Source organism: Glaciecola petra, assembly GCF_031846345.1.
In the GTDB taxonomy this organism is placed as follows: Bacteria; Pseudomonadota; Gammaproteobacteria; order Enterobacterales; family Alteromonadaceae; genus Glaciecola; species Glaciecola petra.
The window spans coordinates 1,216,510-1,242,679 of sequence record NZ_JAVRHX010000001.1; the positions used below are offsets into that span (position 1 = coordinate 1,216,510).

At 38.7% G+C, this 26,170-nt stretch carries 25 protein-coding genes and 1 tRNA gene; 10 read left to right on the forward strand and 16 right to left on the reverse strand.

What is annotated here, in order from left to right:
* Positions 1-60 precede the first annotated feature (60 nt).
* Positions 61-152, reverse strand: a tRNA-Ser gene (locus tag RM552_RS05385).
* Between the two features lie 209 nt (positions 153-361).
* Between RM552_RS05385 and RM552_RS05390 the strand changes: the two genes are divergently transcribed.
* The 5 genes from RM552_RS05390 (at position 362) to RM552_RS05410 (ending at position 2,578) form a co-directional block, all read left to right on the forward strand.
* Complete coding sequence (locus tag RM552_RS05390) at positions 362-1,021, forward strand: Bax inhibitor-1/YccA family protein (protein ID WP_311367746.1); 660 nt, start codon at positions 362-364, stop codon at positions 1,019-1,021.
* A 111-nt stretch (positions 1,022-1,132) separates the two neighbouring features.
* Positions 1,133-1,522, forward strand: a complete 390-nt coding sequence (gene tusD / locus RM552_RS05395) for a sulfurtransferase complex subunit TusD (protein WP_311367747.1) — start codon at positions 1,133-1,135, stop codon at positions 1,520-1,522.
* Positions 1,519-1,905, forward strand: a complete 387-nt coding sequence (locus tag RM552_RS05400; protein WP_311367748.1) for a DsrE family protein — start codon at positions 1,519-1,521, stop codon at positions 1,903-1,905. The genes tusD and RM552_RS05400 overlap by 4 nt, the downstream gene beginning before the upstream one ends.
* A gap of 11 nt (positions 1,906-1,916) precedes the next feature.
* The gene (locus RM552_RS05405) at positions 1,917-2,177 is read left to right on the forward strand and encodes a DsrH/TusB family sulfur metabolism protein (RefSeq protein WP_311367749.1); all 261 of its coding nucleotides are present in this window, start codon (positions 1,917-1,919) and stop codon (positions 2,175-2,177) included.
* Between the two features lie 56 nt (positions 2,178-2,233).
* Complete coding sequence (locus RM552_RS05410; RefSeq protein WP_311367750.1) at positions 2,234-2,578, forward strand: TusE/DsrC/DsvC family sulfur relay protein; 345 nt, start codon at positions 2,234-2,236, stop codon at positions 2,576-2,578.
* Here RM552_RS05410 and serS read toward each other — a convergent pair whose 3' ends face one another.
* The 6 genes from serS to lrp form a co-directional block, all read right to left on the reverse strand.
* Positions 2,579-3,874 carry a serine--tRNA ligase gene (gene serS, locus RM552_RS05415; protein WP_311367751.1) on the reverse strand — a complete coding sequence of 432 codons (1,296 nt, stop codon included), beginning with the start codon at positions 3,872-3,874 and terminating at the stop codon, positions 2,579-2,581.
* A gap of 8 nt (positions 3,875-3,882) precedes the next feature.
* Positions 3,883-4,254, reverse strand: coding sequence for a fluoride efflux transporter CrcB (crcB, locus tag RM552_RS05420; protein WP_311368282.1), 372 nt, complete (start codon positions 4,252-4,254; stop codon positions 3,883-3,885).
* A gap of 8 nt (positions 4,255-4,262) precedes the next feature.
* The gene (locus RM552_RS05425; RefSeq protein ID WP_311367752.1) at positions 4,263-5,588 is read right to left on the reverse strand and encodes a replication-associated recombination protein A; all 1,326 of its coding nucleotides are present in this window, start codon (positions 5,586-5,588) and stop codon (positions 4,263-4,265) included.
* Positions 5,588-6,283: an outer membrane lipoprotein periplasmic chaperone LolA gene (gene lolA / locus RM552_RS05430; protein WP_311367753.1), complete on the reverse strand. Its 696-nt coding sequence runs from the start codon at positions 6,281-6,283 to the stop codon at positions 5,588-5,590. The genes RM552_RS05425 and lolA overlap by 1 nt, the downstream gene beginning before the upstream one ends.
* Before the next feature lie 5 nt (positions 6,284-6,288).
* On the reverse strand, positions 6,289-8,676 hold the full coding sequence (locus RM552_RS05435; RefSeq protein ID WP_311367754.1) for a DNA translocase FtsK: 2,388 nt from the start codon (positions 8,674-8,676) through the stop codon (positions 6,289-6,291).
* 112 nt (positions 8,677-8,788) lie between these two features.
* Entirely contained in the window at positions 8,789-9,274 is a 486-nt protein-coding gene (gene lrp, locus RM552_RS05440) for a leucine-responsive transcriptional regulator Lrp (RefSeq protein WP_311367755.1), read from the reverse strand.
* A gap of 123 nt (positions 9,275-9,397) precedes the next feature.
* Between lrp and ald the strand changes: the two genes are divergently transcribed.
* Entirely contained in the window at positions 9,398-10,528 is a 1,131-nt protein-coding gene (gene ald, locus RM552_RS05445; protein ID WP_311367756.1) for an alanine dehydrogenase, read from the forward strand.
* 51 nt (positions 10,529-10,579) lie between these two features.
* On the opposite strand, the gene pyrF is transcribed toward ald, so the two are convergent.
* The 9 genes from pyrF to gyrA form a co-directional block, all read right to left on the reverse strand.
* Entirely contained in the window at positions 10,580-11,269 is a 690-nt protein-coding gene (gene pyrF / locus RM552_RS05450) for an orotidine-5'-phosphate decarboxylase (protein WP_311367757.1), read from the reverse strand.
* 3 nt (positions 11,270-11,272) lie between these two features.
* Positions 11,273-12,442 (reverse strand): lipopolysaccharide assembly protein LapB, encoded by a 1,170-nt coding sequence (gene lapB, locus RM552_RS05455; protein ID WP_311367758.1) that lies wholly within the window; start codon positions 12,440-12,442, stop codon positions 11,273-11,275.
* The gene (locus RM552_RS05460; protein WP_311367759.1) at positions 12,442-12,705 is read right to left on the reverse strand and encodes a lipopolysaccharide assembly protein LapA domain-containing protein; all 264 of its coding nucleotides are present in this window, start codon (positions 12,703-12,705) and stop codon (positions 12,442-12,444) included. The genes lapB and RM552_RS05460 overlap by 1 nt, the downstream gene beginning before the upstream one ends.
* Before the next feature lie 86 nt (positions 12,706-12,791).
* Positions 12,792-13,070, reverse strand: a complete 279-nt coding sequence (gene ihfB, locus RM552_RS05465; RefSeq protein WP_311367760.1) for an integration host factor subunit beta — start codon at positions 13,068-13,070, stop codon at positions 12,792-12,794.
* Between the two features lie 100 nt (positions 13,071-13,170).
* Positions 13,171-14,844, reverse strand: a complete 1,674-nt coding sequence (gene rpsA / locus RM552_RS05470) for a 30S ribosomal protein S1 (RefSeq protein WP_311367761.1) — start codon at positions 14,842-14,844, stop codon at positions 13,171-13,173.
* A 100-nt stretch (positions 14,845-14,944) separates the two neighbouring features.
* Entirely contained in the window at positions 14,945-15,637 is a 693-nt protein-coding gene (gene cmk / locus RM552_RS05475; protein WP_311367762.1) for a (d)CMP kinase, read from the reverse strand.
* An 80-nt stretch (positions 15,638-15,717) separates the two neighbouring features.
* Positions 15,718-17,004 (reverse strand): 3-phosphoshikimate 1-carboxyvinyltransferase, encoded by a 1,287-nt coding sequence (gene aroA, locus RM552_RS05480; protein WP_311367763.1) that lies wholly within the window; start codon positions 17,002-17,004, stop codon positions 15,718-15,720.
* Positions 17,005-17,037: 33 nt separating this feature from the next.
* On the reverse strand, positions 17,038-18,120 hold the full coding sequence (serC, locus tag RM552_RS05485) for a 3-phosphoserine/phosphohydroxythreonine transaminase (RefSeq protein ID WP_311367764.1): 1,083 nt from the start codon (positions 18,118-18,120) through the stop codon (positions 17,038-17,040).
* 110 nt (positions 18,121-18,230) lie between these two features.
* Complete coding sequence (gene gyrA / locus RM552_RS05490) at positions 18,231-20,921, reverse strand: DNA topoisomerase (ATP-hydrolyzing) subunit A (RefSeq protein ID WP_311367765.1); 2,691 nt, start codon at positions 20,919-20,921, stop codon at positions 18,231-18,233.
* Positions 20,922-21,175: 254 nt separating this feature from the next.
* On the opposite strand from gyrA, the gene ubiG reads away from it, so the two are divergent.
* The 4 genes from ubiG to yfaE all read left to right on the forward strand — a co-directional run bounded on the left by ubiG (position 21,176) and on the right by yfaE (position 26,165).
* Positions 21,176-21,886, forward strand: a complete 711-nt coding sequence (ubiG, locus tag RM552_RS05495) for a bifunctional 2-polyprenyl-6-hydroxyphenol methylase/3-demethylubiquinol 3-O-methyltransferase UbiG (protein WP_311367766.1) — start codon at positions 21,176-21,178, stop codon at positions 21,884-21,886.
* Between the two features lie 410 nt (positions 21,887-22,296).
* A complete protein-coding gene (nrdA, locus tag RM552_RS05500) occupies positions 22,297-24,618 on the forward strand; it encodes a class 1a ribonucleoside-diphosphate reductase subunit alpha (RefSeq protein ID WP_311367767.1) in 2,322 nt (773 codons plus the stop codon).
* 102 nt (positions 24,619-24,720) lie between these two features.
* On the forward strand, positions 24,721-25,851 hold the full coding sequence (gene nrdB, locus RM552_RS05505; protein WP_311367768.1) for a class Ia ribonucleoside-diphosphate reductase subunit beta: 1,131 nt from the start codon (positions 24,721-24,723) through the stop codon (positions 25,849-25,851).
* A 29-nt stretch (positions 25,852-25,880) separates the two neighbouring features.
* Positions 25,881-26,165 carry a class I ribonucleotide reductase maintenance protein YfaE gene (gene yfaE / locus RM552_RS05510; RefSeq protein WP_311367769.1) on the forward strand — a complete coding sequence of 95 codons (285 nt, stop codon included), beginning with the start codon at positions 25,881-25,883 and terminating at the stop codon, positions 26,163-26,165.
* Positions 26,166-26,170 lie beyond the last annotated feature (5 nt).

Genomic DNA, 26,170 nt, shown 5'->3' on the forward strand with positions numbered 1-26,170 from the left:
ATTCTCTTGAACTACGAACAAAAAAACCCGCTTTAGTGATAAAAGCGGGTTTTTATAATGTGGCGGATAGCGAGGGATTCGAACCCCCGGTACGTTTGACCGTACGTCTGATTTCAAGTCAGGTGCATTAAACCAAGCTCTGCCAGCTATCCAAGTGGTGCGCATATTAAAATTCTCTTAGCTTTTTGTAAAGCCTTTCTGCTAAAAAAAGCGTATAAAGGGTCTATTCGCAGGTTTTTTAAACAAAGTTAACACTTCTTTTATTATTTTGTTCGAAAAATCTTGAAATTTGGAACTAAAACCCATACAAATACACTAAAGTTTAGTTGGTTAGTTCAGTTTAGTTTAAACGGAGAAAATAATGGATCGTGATACTTTGTATTCTGGTGCTAGTGCAAGACCCGCAGTAGAAATCAATAAGGTGCTTCGCAACACCTATATGCTATTGGCAATGACTATTGCATTCAGTGCGGTTACTGCATTTATAACCATGAGTTTTAATGTAGGGTTTATCGGCTATATTGCAATGTTTATTGGCGCTATGGTTTGCTTATTCATAACATACAAAAAAGCAGATTCAGCAGCGGGTTTATTTTGGGTGTTTGCATTCACTGGGCTCCTTGGTGGTGCGTTAGGCCCAATACTAAGCATGTATGTATCTTCAGGCGCCGGACACATCGTTGGACAAGCCTTAGCTGCGACAGCAATTGTATTTGTATCACTATCTGCGTACGCTGTGACTACTAAAAAGGACTTCAGCTTTCTTCGTGGATTTTTGGTTGTAGGGCTAGTGGTAGTTATATTAGCAATTATAGCAAATATCTTTTTTGCTATGCCTGCACTTACTATGGCGATTAATGCTGTTGCGATTATGATTATGTCAGGTTTTATACTGTTTGATACCAGTCGTATCGTTAACGGTGGTGAAACCAACTACATTATCGCTACCGCTGCCTTGTACAGTAATATTTGGACAATGTTCATTCATATGATGTCATTACTGAATTTAATGGACGAGTAAATCATATTTCTGTTAAAAACGCCCCTCTTGCAGGGGCGTTTTTGTTTTGTACTCATAAAGGTTTATAATATTTGAAACACCGATTCAATATTTTATGGTTGTTAAAGAATAATGGCTACAGATAACACAGCATTTACGCTTATAGTAACCAAAAGTCCCTTTGATTCAAGAAATGCCGAATCTGCTTTATATTTCTGTAAAGCAGCCATAGCGCAAGGCTTTGCAATTGAACAAGTGTTCTTTTATCAAGCTGGTGTGCAAAATGCGTCTTTGTTGCAACAGGTTAATTCTGATGAGTTTGATGTTTATCAAGCTTGGCTTGAACTACATGAACAGCAAGGAGTTCGTTTGAATGTATGTACTACCGCAGCAGGTCGTCGCGGAATAGTCAGTGAGGAGTGTGCGCTAAACGGCAACTACAACGTTAATCCTCCGTTTGAACAAGTTGGTTTGAGTGATTATTTTGCCGCCCTTACCTCCTCTAAGGGTGTTCAATTTTGAAAACACAGCGAGCAAGTAGTCAGGAAGTTTTTGAGGATTACATATTAATAAATAGCACAAAAAGCCCCTATTCACAAAGTAGTGCTAACGATGCATTTGAAGCCGCTCTTGGGGCCTCTAATATCGGTGTTAAAGTGAAATTTGTATTTAGCGGGCTTGCTAAATATCAATTGTTCACACAACAGCAAGCCAACAAGATAAACCGTAAAAATATGCTGAAAAGGCTCTCTTCTCTTCCATTGTTTGAAGTAGAAGATATTTATCTTTTGTCTAGTCAAAGTACTGATGAGTCTATTGATGCAGAGAGTATGAAAATTACACTTATTGAACCAGAAGCGTTTAAATCATTATGCCTTAATGCGTCTCAGGTTCTGGTGTTTTAAATGAGCTTATTATGATAATCCAGCTTTTTTCCTCCCAAGCAAGTAAAATAGATGACTATATTAATGCTCAAACTATTGTAGTACTTATTCAGGATGGTGTTTATGCATGTAAAAATATCCTAAACCAATATCCTGATTGCGAAATTTATGCCTTAGACCGTGATTGGCATGCTGCAGGACTAGAAACAAATATAGCTTGCCAATTATTATCTGATCAAGAATGGGTTTTACTTTGCTCTAAGCATTCTCCTATCATTAGTTTACAAGACTAAGCATCGTCACAAATGATTGCTTATACATTTGAACAAACTGTAATTAGGAAATAAATATGTCTACAGGTAATACAATCGAGGTCAATAATCGACTAATTCAAGTCGACAATAATGGGTACTTATTAGATCACAAAGATTGGGCTGAGGATGTTGCTTTACTGATTGCGCAGCGTGAACATATAGAAATGACAGACGAACGTTGGCAAGTGGTCAATTTTGTGCGTGAATTTTATCTAAAATACGACACCAGCCCTGCTATTAGGGCTTTAGTAAAAGCTATGGAACAAAGCTATGGCATTGATAAAGGAAATAGTCGATATCTTTATCGTTTGTTTCCCAAAGGACCCGCAAAAATCGCCACAAAAATAGCTGGCTTGCCAAAACCAGCTAAATGCTTGTAATTAACTAGTCTGTATAACTTTAACGCCGTTCATGTAAGGCACTAACGCATTCGGGACAAGAACACTGCCATCTTCTTGTTGATAATTTTCCAAGATTGCTACCAAAGTGCGGCCAACAGCTAGCCCAGAGCCATTTAAGGTATGCAAAAGCTCGGGTTTTTTCATATCCTTAGACTTGTATCTTGCTTGCATTCTACGTGCCTGAAAATCCCCCATGTTTGAACAAGACGAGATCTCCCTGTATGTATTTTGAGCAGGTAACCAAACTTCTAAATCATAGGTTTTACATGCCCCAAAACCCATATCACCTGAGCACAAAATAACTTTTCGATAAGGTAGGTTCAGCTTTTGTAGTATAGCCTCAGCATGCAAGGTCAATTCTTCTAAGGCACTCATGCTATTTTCTGGTAATACTAACTGGACCATCTCGACTTTATCAAATTGATGCTGCCTTATTAAGCCCTTAGTGTCTCGTCCATATGAGCCAGCTTCGCTTCTAAAACAAGGAGTATGGGCCGTCATTTTAATCGGCAGCTCATTCTCGTCGAAGATTTTGTTTCTGGCTATATTGGTCAGTGGAACTTCTGCCGTAGGTATAAGCGACATTCCTTGGCCTTCTTCGGTCGCTGGCTTAGTATGGAATAAATCTTCACCGAATTTAGGTAACTGACCAGTACCATATAAACTATCTGAATTAACAAGATAAGGAACATATACCTCTTGATAGTCATGTTCTTCAGTATGCACATCTAACATAAACTGTGCTAGGGCTCTATGCATGCGCGCAACTGCACCATTCATCACAACAAAGCGGCTGCCTGATAACTTAGCTGCTGTTTCAAAATCTAATCCGTTATCCAATTTGGCTGCTACGTCAGCATGGTCATTAACTTCAAAATTGAAAGACTTTGGCACGCCCCATTTAGTGATCTCTACGTTATCGTCTTCATCCTCACCCTCTGGTACGGATTCGTCAGGTATATTTGGCGTTTCTTGATGGAAAATATTTAAAGCATTTTGAACACTATCTAATGCATGCTTACTTTCATCAAGTTTGCTGCCAATTGCGTCCATTTGTGCTAATAATGGTTGAATATCTTCACCTGAAGCTTTTGCTTTTCCGATCGATTTTGAGCGCACTTTTCTTTCGTTTTGTAATTCTTCAGTGCTTATTTGCAAATGTTTTCGTTTTTCTTCCAGCTCAATATAGGCTTGAACATCTAAAACAAAACCTCTTTTAGCAAGTGAAGCTGCAACACTTTTTATATCACTGCGCAATAAACGTGGATCTAACATGAAACTATTTATCCTTTTACGATCATAAAGGCCAAATACACCCCTAACAAACATAAAACTACGTTGCTTAGTGTATTGGCAATAGCTCTTAATACTTCACCCTGCATAAATAGCGTTATTGTATCAAGAGAAAAAGTTGAAAATGTAGTTAAAGCGCCCAAAAGACCTACACCAAATATAAGACGAATGTTATCAGAAATATTTGGGTGTTGCTCTAACCATGCGTATAAAAGTCCAAGAAAAAACGATCCGATGACATTGACCAATAAAATGCCATATGGAAAGTTGTCGGAAAATAATTTAGTACTTTGCTGTGTTAAAAAGTAACGTAAGCAAGCTCCAACAGAACCGCCTAAAGCAACATATAAATATGCAGAAATATGCACCGTCATACTTTATTTCCTTGAGCTTGTACTTGCTTCAAAAATTCAATCTTTGCCGCCAATTGCTTCTCATAACCTCTATCACTTGGCTCATACAATGGCTCAAGCTCTACATCATCAGGTAAATATTGTTGGTTTGGCGCAATAGAAAATTCATAATTGTGCGCATATTGATAGTCTTTGCCATGCCCTAAGTCTTGAGTAATCTTACTTGTCGCATTACGTAAATGAACAGGAACGTCTGCGCGAGAGTGCTCACTAGCTAAGCGTTTTGCTTTTTTAAACGCAACATATGTGGCATTACTCTTTGCTGCTAACGCTGAATAAATAACCGCTTGTGCAATAGCCCTTTCACCCTCTGCAGCACCTACGCGATGGTATGTATCCCACGCATTTAAACAAATTTGCAAAGCTCTAGGATCTGCATTTCCAATATCTTCTGATGCAATCGCCAGCAAACGTCGACAAATGGGCGTCACATCTGAATTTGCTATTAATAATCGTGCATACCAATATAATGCACCATCACAACTAGAACCTCTTACGGACTTATGAAACGCTGACAAAATATCATAATAGTGGTCACCATTTTTATCAAAGCTGGCGATAGACTGCCCGCTAGCCTTGGCAATGATATTAGCGTCAATTTTGAAAAGCTCAGTACCTGCCTTGTTATTCACTGGTTTACTCGGTGTTTGATTTGTAATTTGAGCAGCAACCTCCAAATTACTCAATAACTTACGAGCATCCCCAGCACTTTGATTAATCAGTAAGGCTAAAGCAGCCTCTTCTATTTTAAATATGCCGTTTTGGGAAGCAGATAAATATTCCAAGGCCTTGTAAACTAATTGCTTAAGATTCTCTTTTGACAAGGCGCGTAAAGTAAACACCCGTGTTCTTGATAATAAAGCAGAATTGATTGAAAAGGCCGGGTTTTCTGTACTAGCACCAATCAATACAATATCCCCGTTTTCTACGTAGGGTAAAAATGCATCTTGTTGGGCTTTGTTGAAACGGTGTATTTCGTCAACAAAGACAATTTGCTGTTGTTGAAACAAACCTGTTTGATTTTTAACAATATTTTTTATGTCCTTCACGCCACTGTTGATGGCTGAAAGGTGCACTATTGGTAACTCCCAATAGTGCTCTAATAAACTAACTAATGAAGTTTTACCGCAACCAGGAGGTCCCCACAATATCATCGAGCAAAGTTGTTTTGCCTCACATAGGTTTCTGATTGGACCATTTTCACCCAAAAGATGTTCTTGCCCAACAAAATCTTCTATATTTTTTGGGCGTAATATATGGGCAAGTGGACGTTCATTTAACATTACTGAGCGATTGTTCGTTGGTCATCAATAACCCAACTGGGTTTTACATCATAGGTAAAAATATCATTTGGCAAAACGATATTTTGTTCAACAAGAGTAAATGAGATTGTATTTGTTTGTTGCTGACGGTCTTCTGAGATTAGCCTAGTTAACGAAGCATTATCATCAAATTTAAGGGTCACGGATACAATCATCGCATTATCATCTTTTGAGTTTACAACAAAGTAACCGTTATTAAATACGACATCGACCCTTTCCCATTGGCTTTCATCATTAGTCGTCAGCAACATTAAGGGATTATTGTTAGTTAGATCGTCCTGCTCTAACAGCGTCACTTGCTCAAGGAATGGGTCAATACTAAATACTGTTTGGCCATCTGCAATAAGTAAGGCCTCCTCAGGAAACGTCACTTCCCACCTCAGTTTTTGTGGTTTAACCAATAATATGGTACCACTTGCCGTTTGTAGTTCATCGCCATTCGAATCTGTTATGGTCTGAGTGAAATTAGCTTGAAAATTCTCATAGTTTGCTAACAAATCTTTTAGACGTGACTTATCATCAACAGAAGCTTGGGTTGTTTTAAGCGTATTATCAATCGCAATCATATTCATATTTGAATAGGCGAGAGGCACCGCTGTAAATAGCATCAAAGTGCTCACACTGCGCGTTAACATTCGTTGTATTTTAGTTCTCATGTTATTCAATCCCTTATCAGAGGCGGAGCTAAAACTTCTCTATTTCCGTTATTACCTGCCGTACTTACGACGCCATTTTGTTCAAATTGTTCAACAATTCGGGCGGCGCGGTTGTAACCAATCCTAAACTTGCGTTGAATACTAGAGATAGATACTTTTCTGGTTTCTGTCACAAAGGCTAATGCTTCATCATATACAGCATCATATTCTTCACCTGTAGCTGATTCAGCTTGTTCCCCAGGTAAAAGTACTTCTCCACCATTATCCCCATTTAATATTTCATCAATATAGTCAGGTGCGCCTCTGGCTTTCCAATCTGCAACAACAGCATGAACTTCATCATCATCCACAAACGCACCATGAACACGAGTAGTTATACTTGTACCCGGTGGGTTATAGAGCATATCACCCATACCAAGAAGCGACTCAGCTCCTTGTTGGTCTAATATAGTACGCGAATCAATTTTACTCGATACTTGAAAAGCTATGCGAGTAGGTATGTTTGCCTTTATTAACCCTGTAATCACATCAACTGACGGTCGCTGCGTCGCTAATATTAAATGAATACCAGCCGCCCTCGCCTTTTGCGCGATACGGGCTATAAGCTCTTCAACCTTTTTACCAACAATCATCATCATGTCAGCAAATTCATCTACAACTACGACTATTGCAGGTAGTTTTTCTAGTTCGGAAGCACTTGTCTCCATACTTTCTTCAAACTTCCATAATGGGTCTAAAATTGGTTCGCCATGATCTTTAGCAGTTTGTATTTTATGGTTATAACCTTTTAAATTTCTGACGCCTAAGGCCGACATTAAACGGTAGCGCCTTTCCATTTCGCCAACACACCATCTCAATGCATTGGATGCTTCTTTCATATCGGTAACGACTTCGGCCAACAAATGAGGTATCCCCTCATACACAGAAAGCTCAAGCATTTTTGGATCAATCATAATCAAACGAACATCTTCTGGCGTAGACTTATAAAGCAAACTTAAGATCATGACATTGACACCAACAGACTTCCCCGAACCTGTCGTACCAGCTACTAGCAAATGCGGCATGCTAGCTAAATCTACAACTACTGGCTTACCGCTAATATCGGCACCTAACACCATCGTGAGTGGTGAATCATTTTTTTGAAAGTCATCACAGCTAATCACTTCGCTTAGCCGAACCATTTCTCTATGTTTATTAGGTAATTCCAAGCCAATCACTGACTTTCCTGGGATAACTTCAACCACTCGTACTGAATTAGCCAGCATAGCTCGGGCTAAATCTTTAGCCAAGGTGGTTATTTTACTGACTTTTATCCCTGGCGCTAATTCAAGTTCAAACCTTGTTACTACAGGACCAGGCAATACATCAACTACATTTGCTTCAATATTAAAATCAGCTAATTTTGCTTCCAACAACCTTGCTATTTGTTGTTGCTCTTCTTCTGTTATTGGGTTTTCTCGTTTATTTGCCCGTTGCAATAGATCAAATGATGGTAAGGGTGCAATATCAGTATTGCTATTCGTCTCTTCTTCAGTAGAAGATGACTTATTCAAATTAGCATGCTCTGTTATTGACGGATCATCGCTCAATACCTTTTCAAATATCTCGTCAGGCACATTAATAGTGGGCGTTTTTCTTTCTGTTTTCTTTTTCGCTGGTTCTGGTTTTAAACTAGTGACTTGAACCCCTTCGTTAGATTTACTTTGTGAACCAAAGCTTGATTGGCCATGCTTAGATAATTTATTATCTATAAACTCATCATTTTGAACCGAAGACACATTGGGTTTAGGCAAGCTTAAGCGTGCCAATTTTTTTGGTAATGAATATAATTTACGAGCGCTAGCGCTTACCAACGCGCCTATAGTATCGACCAAATTTACCCACGATATGCCTGTCGCGAGTGTAAATCCGGTGCAAAAAAAACAAAGCAGTAATAACACAGAACCAACAAAGCTAAAATGTGGAATCAAAGCATCGCTGATAATATCTCCCATCGCACCGCCAGCAGAAACCGTGTAAAAATCGTCAAAATTGATACTCGCTATGCCAGTAAACCCAAATACCAAGAAGATCACACCAATTAGTCTTAAGGCGATGGTTAGATAATCAAGCTCGATTACATTTTTCAAATGTAAAAACGAAAACCAACCAATAAAAGCTAAACCAAATGGCACTAAAAAAGCTGTTATGCCAAAAATAAATAGCAAAACATCAGCCAAATAGGCACCAACGGGGCCCATAATATTTTGCACATCAGATTGCAAACCAGCCTGGCTCCATCCAGGGTCAGCAGGATGGAATGATGCTAATGCAACTAATAAAAAGAACGCAAAAGCACAAGACACTATCATGCCTACTTCCATCATGCGCTGAATGCCAGATAATCGAGCCATATTAAATAAATGTTTCTCTAAATAGTTTGTTCGTATTCAATGTTAGTGATAAAACTACATTGTGTCGTCTTTGTTGCCCATAATACCCTAAAGATTAGCATATTAGTCCGGCTTAATTTAAGTTAATTTTGATGCTAGAAGTATGTTTTACTTCTTCCATTACTACATATGTTCTTGAAGCACTTACGCCGGGTAATTTTAGTAATGTATCTCCCAATAGCTCTCGATAACTCGACATATCGGACACTCTTGTTTTAAGCAAAAAGTCAAAATCACCTGAGACTAAATGGCATTCTTGAATATCTTCATATTGCTGCACGGCAGCAGAAAATTCTGCAAATATATCTACAGATGTTTTGGTCAGCGTTATTTCGACAAAAACCAACATCGCAGAACCTAGTAACTTTGGATCTAACTGTGCCATGTAGCCGCTTATATAACCATGAGCCTCTAGCCTCTTAACCCTTTCTAAACATGGGCTTGGGCTCAAACCAACAGCTTTAGCTAAGGCGACATTCGATATTTTCCCATTCCTTTGTAGTTCAAACATGATTCGACGATCAAGGCGATCTATGTTTTTAGCCGTTTCGACTGCCATATATAATTCCGCATTATTTGTTATATATAGCATATTATACTGATTACGAAAAAATAACGAAATTTTTTTTAGAATAATTTGGTTTAAAATTCTTAAAAAATTTTATTTGAGAGTAAAGCAAATATGATAGTAGGTGTACCAAAAGAAATAAAAAATCATGAGTACAGAGTTGGCTTGACCCCTGCCGCTGTTAATGAGTTTACGAATGCTGGGCATGGCGTTATTGTAGAGTCAAATGCCGGCTCTGCTATCGGGTTTACCGATGAACTTTATCAACAAGCGGGTGCATCAATTATAAGTAAAGCAAGCGATATTTTTGATCAAGCTGATATGATTGTGAAAGTAAAAGAACCTCAAGCTAGTGAATGTAAAATGTTGAAAGAAGGTCAAATTCTTTATACTTACCTTCATTTGGCCCCTGATCCATTGCAAACTGAACTATTAGTTGCATCAGGCGCTACCTGCGTCGCATATGAAACGGTAACTGATGCAAAAGGAGCGCTTCCATTACTCGCGCCCATGAGTGAAGTAGCCGGACGTATGTCGGTTCAAGCTGGGGCACATTATCTAGAAAAAGCACATGGAGGAAGCGGCACTTTATTGGGTGGGGTACCGGGTGTAGCATCTGGTAAGGTCCTCATTATTGGGGGGGGTGTAGTAGGCACTAATGCTGCAAAAATGGCTGTTGGTTTGGGTGCCGACGTCACTATATTAGATCGCTCCTTACCGCGTTTAAGAGAGTTAGATGATATATTCAACTCACAAATTAAAACGGTATATTCTACAGAAGACGCTATTGGATATTATTCTTCAAGAGCCGATTTGGTAGTAGGTGCAGTATTGATTCCAGGTGCAGCGGCACCTAAACTTTTAAATAAACAGCATATTAAAAATATGAAAGCGGGGTCTGTGCTAGTCGACGTGGCTATTGACCAGGGTGGTTGTTTCGAGACATCTAGAGCAACAACGCATCAAGATCCGGTTTATATCATAGATGATGTAGTACATTACTGTGTAGCTAATATGCCTGGTGGTGTTGCCCGAACCTCAACAATGGCCCTCAATAATGCCACATTACCATTTGGCTTGGCATTGGCGAACAATGGTGCAAAACAAGCTATGCAAAACAATCTTCACCTTTTAAATGGTCTTAACGTTCACAAAGGATATATAACTTATCAAGCAGTTGTTGATGCTTTGGGTTCTCAATTGAACTTAAAATATGCAGAACCATTAGATGCTTTATCAATGTAATGCTAGATGATATTTATTTGTTATTTTAAAGCACTCTTTTAGGGTGCTTTTTTATAACGACTGCAATATTTGATTCAAAGCATTAACTGGATCTGAAGCTTGCGTAATTGGCCGCCCTATTACCATAAAATCAACGCCTAATAATTTCGCTTTAGCGGGTGTTGTTATTCGTTTTTGGTCCCCTACATCACTGCCGACTGGGCGTATCCCTGGGGTCACTAATTTGAATTGCTGATTAAAATTTTCACGCAGCAAAGAAGCCTCTTGCGCAGAACAAACCACACCATCCGCACCAGATTGATTGGCAATTGTTGCTAAATCAAGCACTTTCTTAGCAATATCTTGTTGCCCATAAATAGGAACAAATTGAGCCTTATCCATACTAGTTAGAATAGTTACTGCAGTTAATAATGGTTTTGATTCAGATGCTAAACATGCATGTTTTGCCGCTTTTATCATTTCATGCCCACCACTAGCATGCACATTAACCATCCATACCTTTAATTTTGCCGCAGCTGTAATTGCTTTGGCTACGGTATTGGGAATATCATGAAACTTTAAATCGAGAAAAACATCAAAGCCTAAATCAACTAAATATTTAACCCAGTCTGGACCAAACAGGGTAAACATTTCTTTCCCCACTTTTAATCGACAATTTTCAGGGTTCAATTGCTTTACGAATTGCTTAGCTAATTGGATGTCGTCATAGTCTAACGCTATGATAACCGGCCGTGCGTCCATTATTTATTCTCCATCTAAACCTTTAATAGGTTTAATTACAGACCATTTTTTACACGAAGGACATAACCAATACAATTGTCGTCCAGAAAACCCACAACTTTGGCATCGGTATTTGGGTCTTTGTGCAATCTGTTTGTCTATGAGCTCATGCAAATGATCAATACTACGTTGTGTACGTTTATCGCTTATCATTTTTTGGTAAAGCGATAAAAGGCTCTTAAATCCGCGCATAGTTGGATGTTGTTTTAATTGCACCAACAATGTCTCTACTGCCGGCTCTACTTCTCCATTGCGGGCTATGATATTTACTTTAGCAATATACGACGATGCACATTTTTGCCAATAAGGCTCCAATAACTTTTCAAGTTGTTCCCAGTTGCCTGTTTTGCCGGCGCTTTTTTCGAGTAAAGGAATAGCTTCGCTTAACCAATCTATGTCGCGTTTTGGTACTTCAGTTAAATAATCTATTGCTTGATTATATTCACCTTGCTTTACAGCGAGTTTACCTAACTCTAACCATGCTCGCACTTGTTTGCCTTCGACCATAACCGCTTTTTTTAAGGTCTCTTGTGCTTTCCCTAAATCGTCATCTTCGATATAAAACAACGCTTGTTCACAATAAAAATGAGATAAAAGCAAATACAAATGCTCATCGTTTGGGGTAACTTTTAAACTTCGAGCCGCTAATTCAACCGCTTTATTCCATTCCTTAGTGACTTGATAAATACTAAATAACTTTTGTTGCGCAATAGCAAAGTGCTTTTCATTTTCAAGCAGTTGTATAAAAACGCCTTCTGCTCTCTCAAGGAAACCGGCTAATAAATAGTCTGTGCCCAATTCAACTAACGCCAATGCTTCTTGACGTTTATTTATATTATCTCGACTAATAAGATTTTGGTGGACACGTATAGCCCTGTCTAATTCACCACGGTGACGAAAGAAATTACCCATAGCGATATGTGTTTCTATCGTGTCATTATTAACACTTATCATCTTGATTAAAGTATCAACTGCCTTATCTGGTTCGTCTGATAACAGAAAATTAAGACCTTTATAATAATGATTAGAAAGTATTGAGCTTTGCTTGCGTTGAGCACTTCTTAAACTATTGCGCCCCATTACCCAACCATAGGCAGCCGCAACGGGAAGGAGTAGAAAAAGAAGTTCCAACATTATTTGGACTTTTCTAGGGAAAGTTTATCTAGTCGTTTTTTCATATTGGCAAAGCGTAAGCGTAAAACAAGGTATTTCGTCAGTATTGTGGATATACCTACAAAAAAACCGGCAAATAACGAAAAGATCATAAAGGTTGATAAGCGCATTTCTGTTTGAATAACCAACAATTCAACAGTAATTAACGATGAATTCCGCGCTCCAACCACTATAGCAAGTAATAAAATAAATAAAACGATAACAAAAAGAACAATGCCTTTCATACTCTTCCTAAGCCTACTAGCTCATATTTCAATATAGATACGCAATCTGAAAATAGCTAAAAAAGGTTATTTTTGGGTATAACTACCTACAAATCCACTCTATCTCTGAGTTCTTTACCCGCTTTAAAATGGGGTACATGTTTCCCATTTAGCTCTACAGTATCGCCAGTTTTAGGGTTTCGACCTACACGTGGTGCTCTGTAATGCAATGAAAAACTACCAAAACCTCTGATTTCTATGCGGTCACCCTTTTGTAGAGTTTGCGCCATTTGTTCAAGAAGTTCTTTAACCGCATTCTCAAGTTCACGACCTTGTAATTCATCGGTTTTTAAAGATAAACGTTCAATAAGTTCTGATTTGGTCACTTTACACTCCATCGATGTTGAGTATTAAATAATGATTTTGTGATAACCAAAGAAAGGAAAGAATAAAGGAGCGGTTAGGACTAACCGCTCCGAATTGCTATTAATCGCCTTTGGCAGCTTTAAATGCTTCAGCCATTGCGTTTGCAAAGCCAGCATCTTCTGCCTGGTTATTCACTTTATCCAAAGCTTCTTTTTCATCAGCTTGGTCTTTAGCTTTCACCGACAAGGTAATTACGCGATTTTTGCGGTCAACACCCGTGTATTTAGCTTCAATGGTATCACCCACTTTCACTACTTCACTTGCGTCTTCTACTCTTTCTCTTGCTAGGTCACCAATTCGAATGTATCCGTCAACTTCTTCAGCTAAGTTTACAGTTACACCTTTAGCATCGGCTTCGATAACAGTTCCATTAACAATAGCACCTTTCTTGTTATCTGTCAGATACTTATTGAACGGATCTTCTTCATTTTGTTTAACACCTAAAGAGATACGCTCGCGCTCTGGGTCGACTTGTAAGACAACGGCATCAATCTCGTCACCTTTCTTATATTCACGAACCGCTTCTTCGCCTTGTTTCTGCCAAGAAATGTCAGAAAGGTGAACCAATCCATCAATACCGCCGTCAAGACCGATAAAGATACCAAAGTCAGTGATTGATTTGATCTTACCTGATACTTTGTCGCCTTTTTCATGTGACTTAGCAAACGTTTCCCAAGGGTTATCAATGCATTGTTTTAGGCCTAAAGAAATACGACGACGTTCTTCATCAATTTCTAATACCATTACATTAACAACATCACCTAAATTAACCACTTTAGATGGGTGAATGTTTTTGTTTGTCCAATCCATTTCAGATACGTGTACTAAGCCTTCTACACCATCTTCAATTTCAACAAAACACCCGTAATCTGTTAAGTTAGTGACAGCACCACTTAAACGAGCACCTTCTGGGTAACGTTCAGCAATTTCTTGCCACGGATCGCTGCCCATTTGCTTCATTCCTAAAGAAACACGTGATTTCTCTTGGTCAAACTTAAGCACCTTAACATTGATTTCGTCACCAACATTCACGATTTCACTTGGATGTTTAACACGCTTCCAAGCCATATCAGTGATGTGAAGTAGGCCGTCAACACCACCTAAATCAACGAATGCTCCATAATCAGTAAGATTCTTAACGATACCTTTAACTTCATCGCCTTCTTCAAGGTTAGATAGTAATTGATCACGTTCAGCACTGCTTTCTGCTTCAATTACCGCACGACGAGAAACAACAACGTTGTTACGCTTAGCGTCTAACTTGATTACTTTAAATTCTAATTCTTTACCTTCTAAGTGGTTAGTGTCGCGTACAGGGCGAACATCAACCAATGAGCCAGGTAGGAAAGCTCTAACGGTGTTAACTTCAACGGTGAAACCGCCTTTAACTTTTCCGTTAATAATACCTTTGATCGTTTCTTTCTCTTCGTAAGCTTTTTCAAGTTCAACCCATGCTTCATGGCGTTTTGCTTTTTCACGAGAGAGGATAGTTTCGCCAAATCCGTCTTCAACTGCATCAAGGGCAACATCTACAGAGTCACCAACAGCAATTTCTAAAGAACCGTCTAAGGCCTTGAACTGATCGACAGGGATAGCACTTTCTGATTTTAAACCAGCATCAACTAATACAATGTCTTTATCGATGGATACGACAGTGCCTTTTACGATGGCACCGGGGCGTGTTTCTAGTTGTTGAAGGCTTTCTTCAAAAAGATCTGCAAAATTTTCAGTCATATTAATTTAAATTTCTTTTGTAGTCCGACAATTCAATCCAGAATCTCGGGGTTATTTAAGGTAACCAAATTCATCCTAAACTCGGTCTTTTTAACGTTCTTTAATATACAGACCCAAATAATTTAGAGTCTGCATAATTTTTAGCCTTTTCAAACACTTGCTTTATGTTCAAGTCACTTGAATCGAGTACAAATGCATCTTTAGCAGCAATTAAAGGAGCCGTTTTTCTGTTACGGTCTCGGTCGTCTCTAGCTTGGATGTCCGACAAAAGGCGCGAGATTTTAACATCTCGGCCTAAAGCTTTCAACTGTTGATATCGGCGTTCAGCACGTATTTCTGCACTCGCTATAAGAAATATCTTCACATTTGCATCAGGGAATACCACCGTACCCATATCACGCCCATCAGCCACTAATCCGGGCAACTCTCTAAAGGCTCTTTGACGACGCAATAAGGCCTCCCTTACTAGGGGAATAGAAGCAATCTGCGAAGCGGCGTCGCCGACTTCTTCACTGCGGATGTCATCGGTCACGTCCTCACCTTCTAAGATGATGCGATTTCCTGCTTCTGTTACGCTAAAAGTGACGTCAAGACCCGACGCCAAAGGGGTCAATCCAGCTGTATCAGAAAAGCTAATATCGTGGTGTAAGGCTGCAACAGACAATACTCGATATATTGCACCACTGTCTAAAAAGTGCCATTTATATGCCTCAGCAAGCATACAACTAAGCGTACCTTTACCCGCTCCACTTGGGCCGTCTACCGTAATAATGGGCACTTTTTGCGTTTGCATATATTCATCCGCTATTGGAAAACGCCGGAATTATACTCCTCTTTGCTTAATGTGCAAATGACATAAACCGATGTACCGTTTTATTTTTCGCAAATACTACCAAATGCCTCAAAGAAGCTCGGAAAAGTCTTTGCTGTGCAGGCGGGATCATTAATTGTTACACCCGAATGATCATCAAGCGCGACTAATGCAAAACACATTGCCATACGATGATCATTGTAGGTATCAATGGTGGCATGCTGTATTTTATTTGGAGGGGTAATGCAAATATAGTCGTGCCCTTCGTCTACAAGCGCCCCGACCTTTCTTAGTTCGGTCGCCATTGCATGCAACCTGTCTGTTTCTTTAACGCGCCAATTATAAATATTTCGAATACATGTTGTGCCTGTAGCAAAGAGTGCAGTCGTTGCTATTGTCATCGCCGCATCAGGAATATGATTCATGTCCATATCAACCGCTAACAAACGATTGTTAGACACCTCAATTGAATCTGGGTACCAGGTCACTGTTGCACCCATTTCCTCCAAAACATCAGCAAACCTAATATCTCCTTGGATACTATTTGTGCCAACGCCAGTCACTTTGACATCACCGCCTTTTATTGCTGCCGCTGCCAAAAAATAAGATGCGGATGAAGCATCACCTTCGACTAAAAAATGTTCTGAAGCAATATATTCTTGTTGACCTTTAACAATAAATTGTTGGTAAGCATTGTTTTCAACCCTTACTCCAAATTTAGCCATAGTGGCTATCGTGATGTCTATATAAGGACTTGAGACTAATGTTCCTTTGATATCGATAGTAATCGTTTTTTGCAGAAGCGGCGCAGCCATCAATAATGCGGTTAAAAATTGACTAGAAACACTCCCGTCAATAACAAAATGGTCACGTTTTACTAGCGCTTTTTTAATCTCAAGCGGCGGATATCCTTCATTTTTTAAGTAAGAAATATTGGCGCCAGCATTAATAAGTTCATCCGCTAAATCTCCAATAGGACGCTCTTCCATTCGTGGTTCACCGGTCAGCACAACATCTACGTCGGAGAAAGCCAATGCGGCGCATAAGGGCCTCATTGCTGTGCCAGCATTACCTAAAAACAAAGAAAGTTTTTCTGTTGTTTTAAATTTGCCCCCAATACCTTCTATTACGCATTCTGTTTTAGTCGTGTTGAGGGAATAATTAACACCAAGTTGCCTCAGTGCTGTCAGCATATGTTGAATGTCTTCACTATCTAATAGGTTAACGAGTTTACTTTTCCCTTTGCTTAAAGCAGCTAAAAGTAAAGCTCTATTGGATAAGCTTTTACTTCCTGGGACATTAATTGTGCCAGATACTTTTTTTATGGGGGATAATGTTAACTGCTGCATTAATGTTCCTAAATAATAAAATGTTGATGATGTTTATGCATTGACTCTTTCAAAGTCTCTCATGAAGCTACAAAGTGCCTCTACGCCTTCCATTGGCATCGCATTATAGATACTTGCGCGCATTCCGCCAACCGCCCTATGACCTTTCAAGGCAAGCAATCCTGATTCATTTGCTTGTTTAAGAAAAGCGTCATTTAAACGCTCATCAGCCAAGTCAAATGTTACGTTCATTCTAGAGCGATTATTTGGATGAACGTTATTTTTATAAAATTGGCTTCCATCGATACAGCTATATAAATGCTGACTTTTTTGTTTATTGAGTTTTTCCATGTTTTCTAATCCACCTTGGGCAATTAGCCACTCAAACACTAAACCAGCCAAATACCATGAAAAAGTAGGTGGCGTATTGTACATGCTGTCGTGCTTAACTTGCTCTTTAAAAGAAAATACAGAAGGCGTTTTATCGTCTTGAAAATCTAATAAATCATCTCTTATTATTACAATTGATAAACCTGAAGGTCCGATATTTTTTTGCGCACCTGCGTAAATGATACCAAATTTTTCTATATCTAATGGCTTAGAAAGGATATTAGAGGACATATCAGCCACTAACGGCACGTCACCCGTTTGTGGAACCCAGTTTATTTCAATACCGTCAACGGTTTCATTTGAACAATAATGAAAATAAGCCGCATCACTATTAAATTCCCACTCTGTTTGCTCAGGTACTTCTATCAGATTATTGCGTTTAATGTTGCTGGCGACCACTTCGACTTGCAAATATTTTTGTGCTTCTTTTATAGCGCTATCAGACCACATTCCAGAATTCAAAAATTGCGCAATTGTGCCGCGTTTTGATAAATTCAGAGGGACAGAAAAAAAATTCCCTCTTCCACCACCGTGCATAAACAATACTTTATAATTATTTGGAATGGCCAGTAGATGTCTTAAATTTTGCTCAGATTCACGAGCAAGCGACATAAATGGAGCGCCCCTATGACTCACTTCCATAACTGACGTCCCGGAACCATTCCAATTTAGCATTTCTGTTTTTGCTTTTTCCAGTACGGCTTTGGGCAACATTGCGGGACCAGCACAAAAATTATAAATAGTCATTTCACACCATGTAAAAAATGAATTAAAAAACGAAAAAGCAACAGTCCCGAGAACTGCTGCTTTTTATTAGTTTTACGAACAATTTGTTGCAGAAACTTAGATAATTTTATTTAAGCCTTATCGCCTTCATTATCGTCCTCAGGGTCTTGAGACGACTCTGAATCCGAATTATTTTCACCCAGTTTTTGTGTATCGGTGGTTTCTGCACTTTCAGAATTAGCAGTAACAGTACCTTCCTCCACAACCTCTTCACCCGCTTCTTCGATCACTTCTTCTATTTTTTGTAAAGCAACTACATGTTCATCATCAGCAGTCTTTATAAGGCGAACGCCTTGAGTATTTCTACCAATTGACGAAACTTCACTTACTCTCGTTCTAACCAGTGTTCCTTGATCGCTTATTAGCATCATTTCGTTGTTTTCATTCACTTGCACAGCGCCTACTACTTGGCCATTGCGTTCTGAAACTTTAATCGAAACAACGCCTTTTGTTGCTCTACTTTTTGCTGGATATTCTTCGATAGGCGTGCGTTTTCCATAGCCATTTTCGGTCGCAGTCAAAATGTCCCCATCTTCGTGAGGCACAATTAAGGATACTACTTTTTCAGCATCGCCTAATCTAATACCTCTTACACCAGTGGCAGTTCGGCCCATTGCTCGCACTTGAGATTCGCTAAATCTAACGACTTTACCCGCATCAGAAAACAACATTATTTCGCTTTCACCATCGGTTAAATCAACACCAATTAACTCGTTGCCGTCGTTTAAATTAATAGCAATAATGCCGTTCGCTCGTGGCCTTGAATAGTGAATTAATTCTGTTTTCTTAACTGAGCCATTTGCCGTTGCCATAAACACATATTTACCCGCTTCAAATGCTTGAATAGGCAATATTGCAGTAATACGCTCGCCCTCTTCAAGAGGCAATATATTGACAATTGGACGCCCTCTCGCATTTCGACTCGCTAGTGGTAACTGATAAACTTTCAGCCAATATAATCTACCTCTGGTCGAAAAACATAAAATATGGTCGTGTGTATTAGCGACTAACAGTTTTTCAATAAAGTCTTCATCTTTCATTTTGGTAGCAGACTTGCCTTTACCACCTCGTCGCTGCGCTTCGTAGTCAGATAATTTCTGATATTTGACGTAACCTTCCCTAGACAAAGTAACAACCACTTCTTCACGTTCAATTAGATCTTCAATATCAATGTCATGACTTGCTGCTGTAATTTCGGTGCGTCGTTCGTCACCGTATTCATCACGAATTTTTTCTAACTCTTCGGTAATGACTTCCATTAGTCTTTCTGAACTTCCTAATATTTCTAATAGTTCAGCGATCACATCAATGAGTCCACGATATTCTTCAAGAATTTTATCGTGCTCTAATCCAGTAAGCTTATTAAGGCGAAGGTCTAAAATGGCTTGTGCTTGTTCTTGAGTTAAATAGTATTGGCCATCACGAATTCCATATTCGTCAGCTAACCAATCTGGTCGTGCGGCATCGTTCCCTGCTCTTTCGAGCATTTGTGCGACATCGCCCAAATCCCAACCTTGCTGAGTAAGCGCCAATTTTGCATCAGCCGGACTGTTTGATCTTTTGATGAGTTCTATTATTGGGTCAATATTGACTAATGCGATCGCTAGGCCTTCTAATATATGCGCTCTATCTCTCGCTTTTTTAAGTTCGTAAACCGTTCTACGAGTCACCACCTCTCTGCGATGAAGGATAAATGACTCAAGCACCTCTTTAAGGTTAAATACTTTTGGTTGCGTCTTATCAAGGGCAACCATATTTATACCAAAAACGGTTTGCAATTGTGTGAGCGCATATAAGTGGTTTAGTAATACTTCAGCAGATTCATTGCGTTTGACTTCTATAACAATGCGCATACCATCTTTGTCAGACTCATCTCGCAGCGCAGAAATACCTTCTACTTTTTTGTCTTTTACTAACTCAGCTATTTTCTCTATCAGCCTTGCCTTATTTACTTGATAAGGTATCTCATGAACAATAATTGTCTCTTTACCATTTTCTTCTTGTTCAATTTCAGCTTTAGCACGAAGGTATATTTTGCCTCGTCCTGTTTTGTAAGCGTTGATAATACCTTGTCTACCACTAATAATAGCTGCGGTAGGAAAATCCGGACCGGGTATAAACTCAAGTAAATCTTCAATTGTTAAGTCAGGATTGTTAATCAGCTCAATGCAACCATTGACGACTTCAGTTAAATTATGCGGCGGAATATTAGTCGCCATGCCAACAGCGATACCAGAAGAACCGTTAACCAATAAGTTAGGTACACGTGTTGGCAATACCTCGGGTATATGTTCTTGCCCATCGTAATTAGGGACAAAATTGACGGTTTCCTTATCGAGGTCAGCTAAAAGCTCATGCGCTATTTTAGCCATCCGAATTTCGGTATATCGCATTGCAGCAGCTGAATCACCGTCAACAGAGCCAAAATTACCCTGCCCGTCGACCAACATATAGCGCAAGGAAAACGGCTGCGCCATTCTAACAATGGTATCGTAAACGGCTGAATCACCATGAGGATGGTACTTACCAATTACATCTCCAACAACCCTTGCAGATTTTTTATAAGGCTTGTTGTAATCATTTTTTAATTCGTTCATTGCGAACAAAACTCTGCGATGAACCGGTTTTAAACCATCTCTTACGTCGGGAAGAGCACGTCCAACGATTACGCTCATGGCATAATCTAAGTAGGAATTCTTGAGTTCTTCTTCTATATTAATCGGGGAAATATCTTTGGCACTATCTTGGGTACTATCAGTCATAAACTGCGTGATCCTTGTTTATGTAAGTCGATATTGTTCTGACGCTACCCATTGTCATAAATGGGCGTTAGTCTTACTTGATCTATTACTTTGTTATTATTAATAATCAGATACATACTATCACTAAGTTAAACAAAACTGTAGCATGTAAAAGCGGGATATTGTGATTTAAGCAAGTTCTAAAACGCTTTTTATGACTGACGTATTCTTTTTATATTAAAAACGCGCAAAAAACAGACAAAATAGGAAACATCATGAGTAATATTGATACTGATGAATTATCAAAGTTTGATGATTTAGCTAACACATGGTGGGATAGAAACGGAGAGTTTAAGTCTCTACACGATATTAACCCGCTTAGAGTAGATTATATAGAAAGTTATGTTGGTGGTGTGTTCGGAAAAACTATCGTCGATATTGGTTGTGGTGGTGGCATTCTAGCAGAAGAATTAGCGGCTAGAGGCGCTATTGTTACTGGTATAGATATGGTGCAACGGTCGTTAGATGTTGCTAAATTGCATATGTTAGAAAGTGGCGCCGATGATTTACAGCTAAATTATGCTCTTAGCACTGTAGAAGATTGGGCGGATAAGCATGAGCAACAATATGACATTGTGACTTGTCTAGAAATGTTAGAACATGTGCCTGACCCTTCGTCCATTGTAAGAGCCTGTGCTCGTTTGACAAAACCAGGCGGTAGAGTCATCTTTTCTACTCTTAATAAAAACCTTAAGTCTTATCTTCTCGCAATAATAACCGCTGAACATGTTTTAGGTATGGTACCCAAAGGAACACATGACTATCAAAAATTCATTATGCCCGCAGCGTTAAATAAAATGATTGAACAAACGGAGCTAGTGCCAGAGCATATTACTGGGTTACATTTTAACCCGCTTGCAAACCAATACTATTTATCTGACACAAATGTAGACGTAAACTATTTTATCGCCTGTCGTAAAGAATAAAAGCCTTATTATTGAGATAAAAAGTGATATGAAATGAGCTTATTTTTTACACTATAATCTTTTTTGTAAGGAAAATATTTTTGTTATAACAAATTGTTTTAAAAAAATATTTTATCCATACTAAATTGTTGCTTCTTCTTAAACTATTGTTGTATTTAAGGTTTATCGATAGTTCATACTAACATAATTTCAAGTGTCAATTATTTGACGCAAAACACTACATATAGTGATTGCAAAGCAGTCCCAGACACACTATCTTGTGTATGACACAGTGAGCCAACCCACTCAAAAACTAAAATAACGGCTTGCTTGCGCTAAATTATAATTCTCGTAAATAACAAACTATTAAAAATAGACCACGGTGTTTTGCCGTCAAAACCCGTAAAATATTAACGCCAAAGAGCATAATAATGAATAATAACTTACTAGTTACAAAGCGTGATGGTACTCAAGAACCGATCGATCTTGAAAAAATACATAAAGTCGTTTCTTGGGCAGCAAAAGGGCTTGAAGATGTATCTGTTTCTCAGGTTGAAATTAAAGCCCAAATTCAATTTTATAATGGCATAAAGACAGAAGAAATACATGAAACTATGATTAAGTCAGCGGCTGATTTAATCACAACTGATACCCCTGATTATCAGTACTTAGCGGCTCATCTTTCTATATTTCATCTGCGTAAAAAAGCGTTTGGCCAATTTGAGCCTCCACACTTGTATGAGCAAGTGACTCGTATGGTAGAGCAAGGCAAATACGACAAACATTTACTAGAAGATTATAGCCAGCAAGAATTTGAAGAAATGAACGATATTCTTGATCATTCTAGAGACATGAATTTTAGTTATGCTGCAGTCAAACAATTGGAAGGTAAATATCTCGTCCAAAACCGTGTCAGTGGTGAAATATACGAGAGTGCACAATTTTTATATATTTTAGTGGCTGCCTGCTTATTTGCCAAATATCCACACGACACTCGCATGGATTACATAAAACGTTTTTATGATGCGACTTCTTTATTTAAAATATCACTACCTACACCGATCATGGCAGGCGTGCGTACACCAACACGTCAATTCAGTTCTTGTGTATTAATCGAAGCAGGCGATAGTTTGGATTCAATCAATGCAACGTCTAGCGCCATAGTAAAATATGTCAGTCAACGGGCAGGTATTGGAGTGAATGCTGGTCGTATTCGTGCATTAGGCAGTCCAATTAGAGGTGGAGAGGCATTTCATACAGGTTGTATTCCATTTTATAAACACTTTCAAACCGCTGTTAAAAGTTGTTCACAAGGTGGTGTACGAGGTGGAGCGGCCACTTTGTTTTACCCAATTTGGCATTTAGAAGTAGAGTCTTTGTTAGTACTTAAAAACAACCGAGGTGTTGAGGAAAATAGAGTTCGTCACTTGGACTATGGTGTTCAGGCAAATAAACTGATGTACACTCGGATGATAAAAGATGAATACATTACTTTATTCAGTCCTTCTGATGTGCCAGGGTTATATGATGCATTCTTTGCCGACCAAGCTGAATTTGAGCGCTTATATGTGCAATACGAAAACGATGAAAGTATTCGGAAGAAGCGTGTTAAAGCTATTGAACTATTCAGCCAGTTCATGCAAGAACGTGCCAATACTGGTCGAATTTACTTGCAAAATGTCGATCATTGCAACACGCATAGCCCCTTCGACCCCAAAGTTGCACCGGTACGACAAAGCAACTTGTGTTTAGAAATTGCACTACCAACTAAGCCTTTAGAGCATGTTAACGACCCAGAAGGAGAAATTGCACTTTGTACGTTGTCGGCGTTTAATTTAGGGGCAATCGAAAGTTTAGATGAACTTGAAGAATTAGCAGATCTTGCCGTTAGAGCCCTTGACAATTTGCTAGATTATCAAGATTACCCAGTACCTGCTGCTTACAATGCAACAATGGGCAGGCGTACCTTAGGTATAGGCGTTATTAACTTCGCCTATTATTTAGCAAAAAATGGTGTTAAATATTCAGATTTTAGTGCAAACCCCCTCATTCATAGAACATTCGAAGCAATACAGTATTATTTGATGAAAGCATCAAATAATCTAGCTAAAGAAGTTGGCGCATGTCCTAAGTTTAATGAAACGACATATTCTCAAGGTCTTATGCCAGTTGATACTTACAAAAAAGATCTAGACAAAATATGTCAAGAACCTTTGCATTATGATTGGGATGGTTTACGTAAAGACGTGGTTGAACACGGTCTTCGCAATAGCACGCTGTCAGCTCTTATGCCTTCTGAAACTTCGTCACAAATTTCAAATGCGACTAATGGTATTGAGCCGCCAAGGGGCCATATCAGTATTAAGCAAAGCAAAGATGGGGTATTAAAACAAGTTGTTCCTGAATATAAACGGCTGAAAGACCAATACGAGTTATTGTGGGACTTACCATCTAACGACGGTTACTTACAATTAACCGCCATTATGCAGAAGTTTGTCGATCAAACGATATCTGCGAATACTAGTTATGATCCTGGAAAGTATGAAGGCAATAAAGTGCCAATGAAGTTGTTGTTAAAAGATCTACTGACGACCTACAAACTCGGCATTAAAACGCTGTACTACCATAATACTAGAGATGGTGCGTCCGAAAAATCAGATACCGAAATGGAAATGGATAAAAGTAACGCTAACGCTCGTGAGGTTATCATAGAGGAAGATGATGACTGTGCCGGCGGTGCTTGTAAGATATAAGCACCAAGCTTAATTATATAAGTAGCTAAAAGTTTACACATTTAGACAACAATCGGCACTGGCATATAGCCTTTAAATAACACTAGGTATTATTATAATAAAATGAAATATACTACTTTTAATCAAAAAACAGTTAACACTATGCTGGAACCAATGTTTTTCGGCAATCCGGTGAACGTTGCTCGCTACGACCAACAAAAGCACCCTATTTTTGAAAAACTTATTGAAAAACAGATATCTTTTTTCTGGCGCCCAGAAGAAGTTGATGTCAGTAAAGATAGAGTAGATTTTAGTCGATTGACTGCTGCTGAAAAACATATTTTTACGTCTAATTTAAAGTATCAAACGCTTTTAGATTCAGTCCAAGGTCGTTCGCCTAACATTGCATTTTTACCCATAATTTCTTTGCCTGAGTTAGAAACTTGGGTAGAAACTTGGTCATTCTTTGAAACTATACATTCTCGGTCTTACACTCATATATTAAGAAATTTGTTTTCTGACCCGAGTGATATTTTTGAAGACATTGTGGTTAATGACGAAATAAAAAGACGCGCTACAGATATTAGTAAATATTATGATGATTTAATTTTTGCTACTCAGCTTTATCAAACAGTCGGTGAAGGCACCCATATTGTTGACGGTGAAGAACATCTGATAACTATGCGTGAATTAAAGAAAAAATTATTTCTATGCATGAATTCGGTTAATGCACTAGAAGCCATACGTTTTTACGTTTCATTCGCTTGTACATTTGCCTTTGCAGAAAGGGAATTAATGGAAGGTAATTCCAAAATTATTCGACTAATAGCACGCGACGAAAATATACACCTTACCAGTACTCAGCATATACTGAATCTTTGGAGTAAGGGTAAAGACGACCCCGAAATGGCAGAAATTGCTAAAGAGTGCGAAAACGAAGCAAGAGTGATATTTTTAACGGCGGTGCAACAAGAAAAAGAATGGGCAAAATATTTATTCAAAGATGGTTCAATGCTTGGTCTAAACGAAGAAATATTGCATGATTACGTTGAATATATCGCAAACCAGCGAATGGCTGCAATCGGTCTAAAACCTGAGTTTAAAAGTAAAAGTAATCCCCTACCCTGGATGAATAACTATTTAAGTTCTGACAATGTTCAAGTTGCTCCACAAGAAGTAGAAGTAAGTTCGTATCTGGTATCACAAATTGATTCAGAGGTTAATGCTGATGACTTTGGAGATTTTGATTTATAACACCGATAGTTATCAATCTTAGCCTTAACATGTCTAAAAACGAAGTATCTAATGATACAGACAATCCAAGAATAAAACTAAATAACACCCTTGTTTCTTGCACCAAGGGTGAAACAGTTTTAGATGCGCTTGAGCGCAATGGCGTTGAAGTCCAGTTTAATTGCCGCGAAGGTTTTTGCGGAGTTTGTCGTACCAAGTTGTTAAACGGAAAAGTAAACTACTTGGTAGACCCGCTTGCTTTTATTGATGATGACGAAATATTAAGTTGCTGCACTACACCAAGGTCTGATATCGAAATAAACATAGAAAACTAAAGTGT

What these genes read in the sequence shown, in the direction of transcription:
- nrdB (WP_311367768.1), top strand. Translation starts at nt 24,721, where the DNA reads ATGAAATATACTACTTTTAATCAAAAAACAGTTAACACTATGCTGGAA.
- RM552_RS05405 (WP_311367749.1), top strand. Translation starts at nt 1,917, where the DNA reads ATGATAATCCAGCTTTTTTCCTCCCAAGCAAGTAAAATAGATGACTAT.
- lapB (WP_311367758.1), bottom strand. Translation starts at nt 12,442, where the DNA reads ATGTTGGAACTTCTTTTTCTACTCCTTCCCGTTGCGGCTGCCTATGGT.
- lrp (WP_311367755.1), bottom strand. Translation starts at nt 9,274, where the DNA reads ATGGCAGTCGAAACGGCTAAAAACATAGATCGCCTTGATCGTCGAATC.
- aroA (WP_311367763.1), bottom strand. Translation starts at nt 17,004, where the DNA reads ATGCAGCAGTTAACATTATCCCCCATAAAAAAAGTATCTGGCACAATT.
- ubiG (WP_311367766.1), top strand. Translation starts at nt 21,176, where the DNA reads ATGAGTAATATTGATACTGATGAATTATCAAAGTTTGATGATTTAGCT.
- RM552_RS05435 (WP_311367754.1), bottom strand. Translation starts at nt 8,676, where the DNA reads ATGGCTCGATTATCTGGCATTCAGCGCATGATGGAAGTAGGCATGATA.
- pyrF (WP_311367757.1), bottom strand. Translation starts at nt 11,269, where the DNA reads ATGGACGCACGGCCGGTTATCATAGCGTTAGACTATGACGACATCCAA.
- nrdA (WP_311367767.1), top strand. Translation starts at nt 22,297, where the DNA reads ATGAATAATAACTTACTAGTTACAAAGCGTGATGGTACTCAAGAACCG.
- ald (WP_311367756.1), top strand. Translation starts at nt 9,398, where the DNA reads ATGATAGTAGGTGTACCAAAAGAAATAAAAAATCATGAGTACAGAGTT.
- RM552_RS05390 (WP_311367746.1), top strand. Translation starts at nt 362, where the DNA reads ATGGATCGTGATACTTTGTATTCTGGTGCTAGTGCAAGACCCGCAGTA.
- rpsA (WP_311367761.1), bottom strand. Translation starts at nt 14,844, where the DNA reads ATGACTGAAAATTTTGCAGATCTTTTTGAAGAAAGCCTTCAACAACTA.
- yfaE (WP_311367769.1), top strand. Translation starts at nt 25,881, where the DNA reads ATGTCTAAAAACGAAGTATCTAATGATACAGACAATCCAAGAATAAAA.
- serC (WP_311367764.1), bottom strand. Translation starts at nt 18,120, where the DNA reads ATGACTATTTATAATTTTTGTGCTGGTCCCGCAATGTTGCCCAAAGCC.
- gyrA (WP_311367765.1), bottom strand. Translation starts at nt 20,921, where the DNA reads ATGACTGATAGTACCCAAGATAGTGCCAAAGATATTTCCCCGATTAAT.
- RM552_RS05425 (WP_311367752.1), bottom strand. Translation starts at nt 5,588, where the DNA reads ATGTTAAATGAACGTCCACTTGCCCATATATTACGCCCAAAAAATATA.
- lolA (WP_311367753.1), bottom strand. Translation starts at nt 6,283, where the DNA reads ATGAGAACTAAAATACAACGAATGTTAACGCGCAGTGTGAGCACTTTG.
- cmk (WP_311367762.1), bottom strand. Translation starts at nt 15,637, where the DNA reads ATGCAAACGCAAAAAGTGCCCATTATTACGGTAGACGGCCCAAGTGGA.
- serS (WP_311367751.1), bottom strand. Translation starts at nt 3,874, where the DNA reads ATGTTAGATCCACGTTTATTGCGCAGTGATATAAAAAGTGTTGCAGCT.
- tusD (WP_311367747.1), top strand. Translation starts at nt 1,133, where the DNA reads ATGGCTACAGATAACACAGCATTTACGCTTATAGTAACCAAAAGTCCC.
- RM552_RS05460 (WP_311367759.1), bottom strand. Translation starts at nt 12,705, where the DNA reads ATGAAAGGCATTGTTCTTTTTGTTATCGTTTTATTTATTTTATTACTT.
- RM552_RS05410 (WP_311367750.1), top strand. Translation starts at nt 2,234, where the DNA reads ATGTCTACAGGTAATACAATCGAGGTCAATAATCGACTAATTCAAGTC.